This window comes from Bacillus sp. B19-2 (genome assembly GCF_022832475.1).
GTDB lineage: Bacteria > Bacillota > Bacilli > Bacillales > Bacillaceae > Bacillus > Bacillus paralicheniformis.
In genome coordinates, this window is sequence record NZ_JALHKQ010000001.1 from 957106 (window position 1) to 969753 (window position 12648).

Annotated in this window: 13 protein-coding genes and 1 pseudogene; 13 read left to right on the top strand and 1 reads right to left on the bottom strand. The window is 40.7% G+C overall.

Annotated elements, in window-relative coordinates:
- Nucleotides 1-5: 5 nt before the first annotated feature.
- The 4 genes from MST20_RS04980 (at nt 6) to MST20_RS04995 (ending at nt 2741) form a co-directional block, all read left to right on the top strand.
- Nucleotides 6-692: a HoxN/HupN/NixA family nickel/cobalt transporter gene (locus MST20_RS04980; protein ID WP_243940485.1), complete on the top strand. Its 687-nt coding sequence runs from the start codon at nt 6-8 to the stop codon at nt 690-692.
- 33 nt (nt 693-725) lie between these two features.
- Nucleotides 726-1331, top strand: coding sequence for a PadR family transcriptional regulator (locus MST20_RS04985; RefSeq protein ID WP_243940487.1), 606 nt, complete (start codon nt 726-728; stop codon nt 1329-1331).
- Nucleotides 1332-1589: 258 nt separating this feature from the next.
- Nucleotides 1590-2291, top strand: a complete 702-nt coding sequence (locus MST20_RS04990; RefSeq protein ID WP_243940489.1) for a hypothetical protein — start codon at nt 1590-1592, stop codon at nt 2289-2291.
- Between the two features lie 138 nt (nt 2292-2429).
- The gene (locus tag MST20_RS04995) at nt 2430-2741 is read left to right on the top strand and encodes a hypothetical protein (protein ID WP_243940491.1); all 312 of its coding nucleotides are present in this window, start codon (nt 2430-2432) and stop codon (nt 2739-2741) included.
- A gap of 740 nt (nt 2742-3481) precedes the next feature.
- Here the strand turns inward: MST20_RS04995 and MST20_RS05000 are convergent.
- Nucleotides 3482-3660 (bottom strand): annotated as a pseudogene (locus tag MST20_RS05000) (DUF8096 family protein).
- A 241-nt stretch (nt 3661-3901) separates the two neighbouring features.
- On the opposite strand from MST20_RS05000, the gene MST20_RS05005 reads away from it, so the two are divergent.
- The 9 genes from MST20_RS05005 (at nt 3902) to MST20_RS05045 (ending at nt 12648) form a co-directional block, all read left to right on the top strand.
- Nucleotides 3902-4057, top strand: a complete 156-nt coding sequence (locus tag MST20_RS05005; protein ID WP_243940493.1) for a hypothetical protein — start codon at nt 3902-3904, stop codon at nt 4055-4057.
- Nucleotides 4058-4092: 35 nt separating this feature from the next.
- Nucleotides 4093-4470, top strand: a complete 378-nt coding sequence (locus MST20_RS05010) for a hypothetical protein (RefSeq protein WP_243940495.1) — start codon at nt 4093-4095, stop codon at nt 4468-4470.
- Nucleotides 4471-5026: 556 nt separating this feature from the next.
- Complete coding sequence (gene spoVK / locus MST20_RS05015) at nt 5027-5992, top strand: stage V sporulation protein K (protein ID WP_003182136.1); 966 nt, start codon at nt 5027-5029, stop codon at nt 5990-5992.
- A gap of 121 nt (nt 5993-6113) precedes the next feature.
- Nucleotides 6114-7358, top strand: a complete 1245-nt coding sequence (gene hflX / locus MST20_RS05020; protein ID WP_429703409.1) for a GTPase HflX — start codon at nt 6114-6116, stop codon at nt 7356-7358.
- Nucleotides 7359-7376: 18 nt separating this feature from the next.
- Nucleotides 7377-8642, top strand: a complete 1266-nt coding sequence (locus MST20_RS05025) for a methionine gamma-lyase family protein (RefSeq protein ID WP_243940498.1) — start codon at nt 7377-7379, stop codon at nt 8640-8642.
- Between the two features lie 102 nt (nt 8643-8744).
- Complete coding sequence (locus MST20_RS05030; RefSeq protein WP_003182143.1) at nt 8745-9152, top strand: MerR family transcriptional regulator; 408 nt, start codon at nt 8745-8747, stop codon at nt 9150-9152.
- A gap of 56 nt (nt 9153-9208) precedes the next feature.
- Nucleotides 9209-10543, top strand: coding sequence for a type I glutamate--ammonia ligase (glnA, locus tag MST20_RS05035; protein ID WP_025811550.1), 1335 nt, complete (start codon nt 9209-9211; stop codon nt 10541-10543).
- A 355-nt stretch (nt 10544-10898) separates the two neighbouring features.
- Nucleotides 10899-11102 carry a hypothetical protein gene (locus MST20_RS05040; RefSeq protein WP_243940500.1) on the top strand — a complete coding sequence of 68 codons (204 nt, stop codon included), beginning with the start codon at nt 10899-10901 and terminating at the stop codon, nt 11100-11102.
- Nucleotides 11103-12180: 1078 nt separating this feature from the next.
- Nucleotides 12181-12648, top strand: a complete 468-nt coding sequence (locus MST20_RS05045) for a DUF6323 family protein (protein WP_020451555.1) — start codon at nt 12181-12183, stop codon at nt 12646-12648.

Consider the following 12648-nt stretch of genomic DNA (forward strand, 5'->3'; position numbering starts at 1 on the left):
ATTTTGTGGAAGGCACATTATTCTCGGTTTTAATGTTGGCATTAATTTTAGGAATCAAGCATGCGATTGAACCTGACCATGTGATTGCGGTATCGACAATTGCAAGTCAAAGTAAAAAGTTATGGCAAGCTTCTTTAGCGGGCATATTTTGGGGCATAGGCCATACGGTAACATTATTTATAGTTGGAATCATTGTCATTGTAATGAAGGGGCAAATATCAGAAAAGTGGTCGATGTCCTTAGAATTTTTAGTAGGAATTATGCTTGTTTATTTAGGGGTTAAAACGATACTTTCTTTCAAGAATAGCCATGTACATACGCATCAACATCTCCACACCCATCAAAGCAGCGGTGACCATAAACACCGCCATAAAAAGGTAACATACTTAAGATCAACATTCATCGGTTTAGTTCATGGTCTTGCAGGAAGCGGAGCTATGGTCTTATTAACGATAAGTACCGTAAAGAGTGTGGGGGAAGCGGCAATATATATTCTTATATTCGGCGCCGGAACAGTTATTGGTATGCTTTTCTATACAACAATCATTGGAATTCCCTTTGTGCTGAGTAAGAAGCGAGGGGCAATCAGCGGAACACTAGGGATAACGACGGGTGTAATAAGTGCTGTTTTTGGTGTATACTATATGTATAACTTGGGTATTAATGAGGGCTTGTTTAACCTTTGGATTTAAAAATAGTATAAAGTAACCGCCGTTAAGATTGAGGTGAATGATATAAATACTTTAGGATATGCCATTCTAAGTGTTCTCGGCAGAAAACCTTGTTCAGGATATGAGTTAGTTCAGTACCTCGAGGTAGTGTGGCCGGCAAAACATAGTCAAATATATCCTTTGCTAAATAAAATGAAACAAGAAGAATTTCTTGAATACGAGCATGTAGAGCAAATAGGGAAACCTGATAAAAAAATTTATTCCATTACAGAAAAGGGGAAAGAAGCGTTAGAAGATTGGATCGCCGTATCTCCTGCAGATCCAATAAATAGGGACGAATTTCTTATTAAAGTATATTCGATTTGGCTGTTGGAAGAGGAAGATTCTCTAAAATTAATTCAGGATCGAATCAGAAATTTAGAAAAAACAATTGATACCCAATTGAAAAAAATGGCGGAGCTAGAAAAAAACAAGGACTCAGATAGCATGTCAAAAAACTTTGGCCGTTATCTCTTGATTGATCGCAAATTCAGACTGGCTAAAGAAGAAAAAACATGGTGTCAAAAGGTTTTAAATCTAATAAAAGATAAGAAATTTAATTTTCCCTTTCTGTGTTATGTCAGTGTAGAAGGGATTAATGGAGCGGCACTGCTTATCTAGACAGAAATCGAATGTCACGTACATAAGATAAGGCGCCTCAATATAACACAGTGAGAACGCCGCATATTCACGCTCGCGTTCAAAAAACTAATGACGAGGAGACTGCCCCGCAAGATGAGACAAATAAAAAACACCTTCGAGTTTGAAATCGGATCTTTGTTATCTGAAATAAGACTTGGAGGTTTTTTTAAATGGGAATCGGGTTACATGGTTTAGAATAAAATGACGAATTTATCCGAATAAAGAGAGATGTAAACAATGGTAAATGTCTTAACTAATATCTTAAAAAATGACAGATTGGATGAGTATCCATTATTTAAAAAGTTTTGTTCCCTCAAAGAAAAAGGGTTACGAAAGGAATCTTTTAAAGCATTATCTTCCTTTATTGAAGAGATAAAGAAATGGGATGATAATGCACAACAAAATTTTGCTTGTTGGCTGTTTGCTTTATTTGAAACATCAGATGATATTCACCATGTACTCGTTCATCCATTGGAAAAGGAACTTTTAAAGCCTTTACTTGAGAAATGGATGAAGAGTAATCCCGAAGATCCAAGACCATATAGGTGGTATGGGGTGTTTTTAAATACTGAAAACCGTATTGATTACTTAAACAATGCACTTAGATATGGTGGCAGGAATGAACAACTATCCTTATTAACGCTAATTGATATTAACTTGAACGCCCTTTGGTATTCATTTCATCATATCTCTGAAGATTTATATCTTGGCGATATTAAAGAAGACACAGCACTTCTTGCTAAGTCCCGGCAGTTAAACAACAAGGTAGAATGTCAACAAACAAGAAAAAACAATAACGAGGCACTTAACTATTATCAAGATCTATTGAATGACTGGGTGATGTTTACGGAAGAACAATCAAAGAGATTTGTTGAATGGTGTGAACATAAGGGTAGAAACTATCATTGGGTCAAAGCTTATTATTATGAAAAATTATAATATTAAAAAGGACACAGCTAAGGAAATGAAATGCTGCAACAAATATCCATTCACTGCACATTTCTTTATTAGTTGCAAGTTTTAATTTTGAATAAAACGAACTGAATAGGGGCTAAAACATTTTAAGGAGAATTATACGTGATGTGGTGGACTAAACAAGGATGGCAGCTAATCTTAGGGTTTATTGTTGTTGCTGCACTTTTTAGTTTGCTAGACATTCCGATTTCTGATTTTCTTGGAAAAATGTTTGGATTAGCGTTCCTTTATCAAGCTTATCGATCGATCCTAAATTTAGCAACTGCTGATGAATACAATGAAAACGGCGAACGGGTATTGTATGGAAACTTTGGGAAGATAATTACAGCAATTTTTATGCCCGTTATAGTCTTTTATTGTATTAGCATGTTTGTTCCATATCCACTTTTTAACTTTGCATTTTTTATATTGTAGCATCGAGCATACCAAGGAAAAACAAAGATGCTAAAAACCTTATCCAAAAGATTGAGTAGGATAATGAAAAAATTGCTGTATATAAAGACGGTAATATTGAAATATATGTAAGATATCTGTTTCCAGTCAAATAACAAACTGGAAGAGGAGAACAAACTTGAAAAGACATCACTTTAGTTACTTTATTCTATTAAACATGGCTACTCATTTTAGCAGCATGTAGCCAAACAAGTAAAGAAAATGAATCGTCAGACGACCAGGAAACTGTAAGCACAGAAGAAAACAGCCTCACAAGTTAAGAAAAGTCTTACAAAGAAAGTATCAAACAACTAACTGAAAGTATGGGAACTGTTTTAGATGCTTAGAAGTTCTAAATGAACCTCAAGGTAACAGCAAAAACATTGAACAGTCAAACAGGACACTGTTATTACAATGTTCTCTATTATTAAGACAAGTGAAGGTTTTTCATGTCCTTCTGATCGATTCAGGGATGTTTGCGTTGATTATGATTCAATGGTTTCTAGTTTCCAAAATATATATGATAAGTTACCGGAAGCATATGAAGATTCGAATGCAAGTGCTTTGGACGATATTACCTCATCGTTACACTTTATTGATGCATCAGCTATTAAATTAAAAAAGGATCTCCAGAAGGTGCCGAGTGAATAAAAGACGTTTAGATAAAGGCAAAGTATCTTAAGAAGCATTTTAACCTAAACCGGGCAGCTGAAGAAGAGAGGCTAAATGCCCTTCTTCATCCCGCAGCGTCGACATTCACGCAGGAATATACGTCTTTAACAGAGCTCTTGAACAGCGTATAGTCGCAATTGTCGCAGCGGCCGTAATGTACATCAGGATACACTTAATAATCGTACACAGTGGATGTGTCATATCCTTTTGTTTCAAACTCTTTCTCCATTAAATCACCTTCAGATATAAGTTTCGACTTTACGATGATTTAATCTTTTTGGTGCGATGAGCGCAGGGATAGGAATCATATTATTTGTTTCTCATTTTGGCCAATAATTCTTTCCTTTGTTGTATAATGGAACCAAAACACAGGTTTCGTATGTCTTACGTTTTAGTTTCTTAAGTACCCATTGTTTAGACGACTCGAAAATAGGTTCATACTTTGGTTTTGGCGAAAGGGGAGCCTAATAATGAAAATGGATGAGAAGAGGAAAGAGCTTCAAGAAAAATATAGGGAGGAAATGAAAAAGAAGAAAAATCACAAAACCTATACTATCGAAACAATTATTGTAATAGCAATTGTTCTGTTGTTTATTGCTTTAAATTTAATAGTTGATGAATTTTAGCTCTAATAATCATTTTACGTAGAGAGGGGTTAATTTTGGTACTCAAAGAAAGAGGGCAAATAGATCAAGAATTTGGTGCTGAAGAAATCGCTGATTATTTAAGATTAAGAGGCTTTAAGCCGAAGGTAGATGTAATGCATTTTGGAGACCATTCCGGGGGAAGTATTACCTTTTGGTACAGACTCAGAAGATATTATATAGCTCTTGTTCATTTCGATAAACCAGGAGATAAAGATCCATTAAGCAGTAAAAATGGTTTTACTCAATTAGGAATGGATTCTAAAGGACGAGCAGAAGAGATAATGATGCATTTGGTAGCATATTTTAATGGGTGGTATCGGACAAATAAGGAGCCATTCCCAGAGGAAGAAGAATGGCTTAACTTATATCTTGAATACAATGAATGCGAATAAAAACCATCGTTTTATCTAGATATTAAAAAGCTTAAAGATATAATGAAAGTTAATACTTAAATCTCAATAATTAATTGTTTCACTAGATTAAAACTAATAATAATAAACAATTGTCATCCTGTTGCTAATCTGTAGTAAAAGTAATTGAACTTGATTTAATATGTGTTAATTGCCACGCATTTCATCACTTCGGATTTACTCAATCAAAAGCTAACAAAGAGAAGATGAAAGAACTGAGCCGAGCAACAGCCGCAGCACATCTTCAGACGGATTGGCTCCATTTCCCAAAGGTCCTCATCATTCATCATTTTCTTCCGATCTAACATGTCAACCCGTTAAGCATCCACCAAAAAGGTAAACAGAAATAAAAAATTGGTTTGTCCGCACAGCTTACCTGAATACAATAAGAAATAAAGTATTTCTCGGGAAAGCGCAGGTTTCAACAAGACCTGCCCCGTCCTTCTCAAAAAACATCGGAATGCGCTAGTCATGTGGGCGTCTGTCACGGCTTAAGCGCGCCATGAATAGGATATAAAGAGAGAATGGTGAGGTGAGTGTGTTGGAAAGGGCTGTTACTTATAAAAACAACGGACAAATCAATATCATACTGAACGGTCAAAAGCAGGTTTTGGCCAATTCAGAGGCTGAAGCCGAATATCAGGCCGCACTGCAAAAAAATGAAGCCAAACACAGCATTCTGAAGGAAATTGAAAGGGAAATGAACACGCTGGTCGGGATGGAGGAAATGAAGCGCAATATTAAGGAAATCTACGCCTGGATTTTCGTCAATAAAAAGCGCGAAGAACAAGGCCTTAAAGCCGGAAAACAGGCGCTTCACATGATGTTCAAAGGAAATCCGGGAACCGGAAAAACGACCGTCGCCAGGCTGATCGGCAGGCTTTTTTACGAAATGAATGTTCTCTCAAAAGGCCATCTGATCGAGGCGGAGCGCGCCGATCTCGTCGGTGAGTACATTGGTCATACGGCGCAAAAAACGAGGGATTTAATCAAAAAAGCGATGGGCGGGATCCTGTTCATTGATGAAGCCTATTCCCTTGCTAGAGGCGGAGAAAAAGACTTCGGCAAGGAGGCAATTGATACATTAGTCAAGCATATGGAAGATAAGCGCAACGAATTTATTTTAATCCTCGCCGGATATTCGCGGGAAATGGATCATTTTCTTTCATTAAACCCGGGCCTTCAGTCAAGGTTTCCGATCAGCATCGATTTTCCCGATTACTCAGTCAGCCAGCTGATGGACATTGCGAAACGGATGATGGCGGAAAGGGAGTATCAGTTCAGCCCTGAGGCCGAATGGAAGCTGAAAGACCATCTGATGGCCGTCAAAAGCACGGTCAGCCCCGCGAAGTTCAGCAATGGCCGCTTCGTCCGCAACCTGATCGAAAAATCCATCCGCTCGCAGGCGATGAGACTGCTGATGGGGGACTGCTATTTAAAGAATGACCTGATAACCATCAAAAGCCAGGATCTCGACTTGAAGGAAGACGCGCCGCACGTATAATGGCGCGTTCTTTTTTTATTTTCGAGGATTTCTGGCAACCGCTCCCTTCGTTTGTTATGATAGTACTGCTTATTGACTAACGTTAAGAAAGGAACATGATCACTTGAACGGACAGGACGTCATGAAAGAGAAAGCCATATTAGTCGGATGCCAGCTTCCGCACGTGTCTGATGAGCGTTTTTCATACTCGATGGAAGAGCTCGCCGCGCTGACGAAAACGGCCGATGGAACGGTTGTTTCCACGGTCACGCAGAAGCGGAACCGTGTGGATGCTGCTACATATATCGGAAAAGGAAAAGTAGATGAATTGGCGGTGCTCTGTGAAGAGCTGTCGCCCGATGTTTTAATTTTTAATGACGAATTGTCGCCGAGTCAGCTGAAAGCGCTTGTCACAACACTTGACGTGAAAATTATCGATAGGACGCAGTTGATCCTCGATATTTTCGCCAAACGTGCGCGGACAAGGGAAGGAAAGCTGCAAATTGAGTTGGCGCAGCTGCAATACGCCCTCCCGCGGTTAAGCGGCCAGGGAATCAACCTGTCAAGGCAAGGCGGCGGAATCGGAACAAGAGGCCCAGGGGAGACAAAGCTGGAAACCGACCGGCGCCATATCAGAAACCGGATTCATGAAATCAATGTGCAGCTGTCTACCGTCATTCGCCACAGAAGCAGATACAGAGAAAGAAGAAAGAAAAACGGCGTACTGCAAATCGCGCTCGTCGGCTATACCAATGCAGGGAAATCGACATGGTTTAACAGGCTTACAGACGCCGACAGCTATGAAGAAAACCTGCTGTTTGCCACACTTGACCCGATGACCCGCAAAATGACGCTGCCGAGCGGATACAGCGTGCTGCTCTCGGATACGGTCGGGTTTATTCAGGATCTGCCGACGACTTTGATCGCGGCTTTCAGATCGACGCTCGAAGAGGTAAAAGAAGCCGATCTGATTCTTCATATGATCGATTCTTCACACGAAGACTACGAGGGCCACGAAGCGACGGTCAAGCGCCTTCTTGAAGAACTTGAAGCCGACGATATTCCCGTTTTAACCGTCTATAATAAAAGAGACTGGAAGCGGCCGGATTTCATCCCTTCTTCAGGGAGAGGGCATATCATGACGAGCGCCAAAATAGACGGAGACCTGCCGCTGTTTAAGCAGGCGGTTGAAGACTATCTGAAAAAGGAGCTGCTCATTCCGTATGATGTAAGGATCCCCGCTTCAGAAGGAAGGCTATTGTCGAGAATCAAGTCTGAGACAATGGCGAACAGCACTGTTTTTGACGAAGATCGCGAAGTATATGAAGTAGAAGGATATATTCTCCCTGACCAAAACATTTTGGGAGAGCTGAAGAAGTATATGTAGGAAAGGACACTGTAGAACATGTTTGAGACATTAAAACACGGAGAGCTACTAAAGAAAACGGCGGTGGAGGCTGAAACCGATATCGCTCAGATCCATAAAACAATTGATGAAATCAGTGAACGAAATGAGTGGAGGGTGCTTGAAAGCTACAGAAAGCACAAAGTATCGGACACGCATTTCACACCATCGACTGGCTACGGATACGATGACATCGGCCGCGATACGCTGGAAAAAGTCTATGCCGACGTCTTCGGCGGTGAAGCGGCCCTTGTCAGACCGCAGATCATTTCGGGAACCCATGCGATATCAATTGCTTTATTCGGCGTTCTCCGCCCGGGGGATGAACTTCTTTACATCACCGGCAAACCGTACGATACCCTTGAAGAGATCGTCGGCGTCAGAGGTGAGGAAAACTCGGGGTCTTTGAAGGATTTCCAAATCGGATACAGCCATGTTGAGCTGACAGAAGAGGGAGCCGTTGATTTTGACCGCGTGGCAGCTTCCGTCACACCGCAGACAAAGGTCGTCGGAATCCAGCGCTCAAAAGGATACGCCGATCGTCCGTCTTTTACAATTGATGAGATTGAGAAGATGATTCGCTTTGTTAAAGAAATAAACGAAAACATCATCGTTTTCGTCGACAACTGCTACGGCGAATTTGTAGAAGAACGTGAGCCGTGCCATGTTGGAGCGGATCTGATGGCAGGCTCGCTGATTAAAAACCCGGGAGGCGGCCTCGCCAAAACAGGCGGCTATATCGCCGGCAAGGAAAAATGGGTGAAAGCCTGCTCCTACAGAATGACATCACCGGGAATCGGCAGTGAAGCTGGTGCGTCGTTGTACACCCTTCAGGAGATGTACCAGGGCTTTTTCCTTGCGCCGCATGTCGTCTCCCAGGCATTAAAAGGAGCCGTGTTCACAGCCCGCTTTCTCGAAAAGCTCGGCTTTCGGACGAATCCTTCGTGGGACAGCAAGCGGACCGATTTGATCCAGTCTGTCGAATTTTCCACTCCGGAGCAGATGATCGCGTTTTGTCAGGCGATTCAGTACGCTTCTCCTGTCAACGCCCATGTGACACCATATCCGAGCTATATGCCGGGCTATGAAGACGATGTTATTATGGCGGCCGGCACTTTTGTACAGGGAGCAAGCATTGAACTATCAGCGGATGGCCCTATAAGACCGCCTTATGTGGCATATGTCCAAGGCGGTTTAACCTATTCCCATGTGAAGAATGCGATATGCAGTGCTGTGGATGCGCTCATGAAGCAGGGATTAATGTAAAGAAAATAAAGAATATTTCCATGTAAAGAATCCTTACATCGTGTTGACACATTATATAACATCACATATAATAAATTTATATAAGAAAAGGAGGAAATTGAGATGAGTGATAAAATTCGCCGCTCAATGCCCTTATTTCCGATAGGTATCGTCATGCAGCTGACCGAACTGTCCGCAAGACAAATTCGGTATTATGAGGAAAATGGACTGGTATTTCCTGCAAGAAGCGAAGGGAACAGACGTTTATTTTCATTCCATGATGTAGATAAGCTTCTCGAAATTAAAGATTTGATCGAACAAGGTGTAAACATGGCGGGGATCAAACAAATTTTCGCCAAAACAGAAAACGAACAAAAAGAAGACAAACAAGACAAGCCGAAAAAAGCAGAGAAACACAACTTGTCGGATGAAGAACTGAGAAAACTGCTGAAAAACGAGCTTATCCAAGCAGGCCGTTTCCAAAGAGGGACGACATTCCGCCAGGGAGACATGTCCAGGTTTTTTCATTAATTTGTTAGCAACTGTATTGCTATATACATTTACCTTTTAGAGGAGGAGTTTTACGAATGGCAAAGTATACAAGAGACGACATTGTTAAACTAGTAAATGAGGAGAATGTAAAATATATTCGCCTTCAGTTTACAGACATTCTTGGAACGATTAAAAACGTTGAAATTCCTGTGAGCCAGCTGGAAAAAGCACTTGATAACAAGGTTATGTTCGACGGCTCTTCAATCGAAGGATTCGTCCGCATTGAAGAATCCGATATGTACTTATACCCTGACTTAGATACATTTGTGATTTTCCCATGGACCGCCGAAAAAGGTAAAGTAGCCCGCTTCATTTGCGATATTTATAATCCGGACGGCACGCCGTTTCAAGGCGACCCGCGCAATAACTTGAAGCGCATTTTGAAAGAAATGGAAGACATGGGCTTCTCAGATTTCAATCTTGGACCGGAGCCGGAATTCTTCCTGTTCAAGCTTGACGAAAAAGGCGAGCCTACGCTTGAACTGAACGATAAAGGCGGATACTTCGACCTTGCGCCGACTGACCTTGGCGAAAACTGCCGCCGCGACATCGTACTTGAGCTCGAAGAAATGGGCTTTGAAATCGAAGCGTCTCACCACGAAGTTGCACCTGGACAGCACGAAATCGACTTCAAATACGCCGGAGCCATCCGCGCTTGCGATGATATCCAAACGTTCAAGCTCGTTGTTAAAACAATCGCGCGCAAACACGGCCTGCACGCAACATTCATGCCAAAACCGTTGTTCGGCGTAAACGGATCAGGCATGCACTGCAATCTATCACTCTTCCGAAACGGCGCCAACGCCTTCTTTGACAAAGACGCTGACCTTCAGCTGAGTGAAACGGCAAAGCAATTCATCGCCGGCATCGTCAAGCACGCAACAAGCTTTACAGCCGTGACAAACCCGACTGTCAACTCTTACAAGCGCCTAGTTCCAGGCTATGAAGCACCTTGCTATGTGGCATGGAGCGCGCAAAACAGAAGCCCGTTGATCCGTATCCCGGCTTCCCGCGGCATCAGCACGCGCGTAGAAGTCAGAAGCGTAGACCCTTCTGCGAACCCGTACCTTGCTTTGAGCGTACTTCTTGCAGCAGGACTTGACGGCATCAAAAACAAGCTCGAAGCACCGGCTCCGATCGACCGCAACATCTATGTGATGACAAAAGAAGAGCGCCTCGAAAACGGAATCGTCGACCTTCCTGCGACACTCGCAGACGCTCTCGAAGAATTCAAATCAAACGAAGTCATGGTCAAAGCCCTCGGCGACCACCTATTCGAACACTTCGTCGAAGCAAAAGAAATCGAATGGGATATGTTCCGCACACAAGTTCATCCTTGGGAGCGCGAGCAGTATATGTCTCAGTATTAATTTAGGAATCCCTTGGCACCAGTGGTGTCAGGGGGTTTTTGATTTTTGGTCAAAAGATTTGGTGACCAAAAAATTTGAAGTTTCTAATCTAACTTCATAATCGATGAGAGATAATCCTCGTAATCTTCGATTATATCTTGGTCGAGTTTCTTACTGATATGGGATTAAACATCAGTTGCTTTCCTTGATATATTTCATGTCAGCACCTGTATTCCAAGAGCAAAACCACGTGTGTTAGACGCAAAGTGTGGTCAGCTTGGAATGCCACGGCAAAAGTGACCTAAAGAACTAAATACTAAGTTGGGTGGACATGTTATATTAGGGTGAACAATAAGCTGAGGGAGGAAACTTTTGAATGCTTGAGTTGGATAGGAATATAAACAAAGTAAACGGCCTTAAAGAAGAGCACGCAAAGGGAATCCTGAAGATTATTTGCGGAAAATTGGATAATCTAAAACACGCGGATGGTCAATATACAGAGAAAGAATTTGTTGAAGATATTCGATCAATGATTGAGGATTTTCCAGAATTGGATAATAAAGAAGAGAATAATGAATAAAAAATCCTTCTTGCAAGAAGGATTTTTTTATAGCAATACCACGCCGACGACATATACGATCGATTTAGTTATAAACAATTTTTAAAACGGGAGGTTTTGAAAAAGCGAAATAGTAATAACTAAGGTTGATAAAGAGCCCAAAGATATCAAAGATACAATTTTTCGGTTGTTTTGCTTTTTTGGAGATTTACTTAATTCATAGATTAATGTACTCCATAAAAGTATGGAGGCCAAAATAATAATACTCATATACACATAATCCTCCTTTTTATGGTTAACATTGTCATCTATTTTACCACATTTAGGATTGAGATGTCGATGAAATAAGCATCTTTATTTCATTCTTTGACTGAAGAACAAAACCGTTTGTTTTCAACTCGGACATTATAGTTCCTTCGAAGTTCTCACTATGAACACTGGCATTCACTTACTCTCTAGTATGAGTTCCTTATTGAAATGTCTTTATTTCTTTTGTTGTCGAAAACGAAATGAAAACCTATCATATCCAGAACAGAAAGAGGCATTGAAACAAAAAGGTTAACAAAATGAGGTTGCAAGCTGCAGCCTTTTTAGTTTGAAAAAAGTTAGTACAAATGGAAAGAGATCATCCAACACGCTGTTGGCCGGCATCTTTAAAGTGACAAATGCATGAAATGAAAGGAGCGGCTGTACGTCCAAGTTCAGGAAACGTTGGCTGTTCTTTAGCCCTAAGAGAGCAAGGTATAGTCGGCTACACGTCCAGAAAGCAGCGGGACCGTCTACTGATGGTATTTACGGGTCTAAGACAAAAGATTAAAAAAATTAGAAAAGTTAAGTAATACAACAATTTTAACAGAATGAAGTATACGTAGATAAAAATTTTGAAAGAAATCTGTTGAGGTGAATTGGTCTTGAGGAGTAAAAAGCTGATTTAAGAGGGAAAAAAACAATGCTGCTGAAAAACAACTATTGACATATGTAAGTAAATAGAATAAATTAATGAATGTTAATAAAAAGTAAAACAATTTTATTATAACACACAAGAAATGAAAAGTCAATGTTTTTTTAAAAAAAGATGCTTTTGAAAGGAAGAGAGGTTATGAACTTATCTCGTTTTTTGAATTCCATTCAATTATCCCCTCAATCAAAACCTATGATGGAACTGCTTGAATTAAATGAAAAAACAAAAGAGCATGGCTTGATCTTAACACCCAGCGATATCAAAACATTAATCGTTTATAGAAATAAAGTGCTTCATGATCATGGACGTATAGAGCTGGGGATTGAAGTACTAAAGGAATTAATTGAGGTGTTTGCTGCTTCGCCCTATATGGATGAGGATCATGATGTCGAAACGTTAATCGAGCTTCAGGAGATTTTTTATTATCTCAGAAATGAAACAGAAGATAAGATAGGTGACATGAAACTGATTCATCAGATGATGGAGTGTTTTAACGGGCCTTCTGCGGGGTCTTTAGAGTTATTAAGAAGTAAAATGGAGGAACTCGCGGAGAGTTTCAGAAGAAATACGATGAGAAGTGAGTCTTTATATAAAGGTGATGAATAA

Excerpts from the sequence above, each read along its gene's own strand:
- MST20_RS05030 (WP_003182143.1), top strand. The coding sequence starts at position 8,745 with ATGAGTGATAAAATTCGCCGCTCAATGCCCTTATTTCCGATAGGTATC.
- MST20_RS05040 (WP_243940500.1), top strand. The coding sequence starts at position 10,899 with ATGCTTGAGTTGGATAGGAATATAAACAAAGTAAACGGCCTTAAAGAA.
- glnA (WP_025811550.1), top strand. The coding sequence starts at position 9,209 with ATGGCAAAGTATACAAGAGACGACATTGTTAAACTAGTAAATGAGGAG.
- hflX (WP_429703409.1), top strand. The coding sequence starts at position 6,114 with ATGAAAGAGAAAGCCATATTAGTCGGATGCCAGCTTCCGCACGTGTCT.
- MST20_RS04990 (WP_243940489.1), top strand. The coding sequence starts at position 1,590 with ATGGTAAATGTCTTAACTAATATCTTAAAAAATGACAGATTGGATGAG.
- MST20_RS05005 (WP_243940493.1), top strand. The coding sequence starts at position 3,902 with ATGAAAATGGATGAGAAGAGGAAAGAGCTTCAAGAAAAATATAGGGAG.
- MST20_RS05025 (WP_243940498.1), top strand. The coding sequence starts at position 7,377 with ATGTTTGAGACATTAAAACACGGAGAGCTACTAAAGAAAACGGCGGTG.
- MST20_RS05045 (WP_020451555.1), top strand. The coding sequence starts at position 12,181 with ATGAACTTATCTCGTTTTTTGAATTCCATTCAATTATCCCCTCAATCA.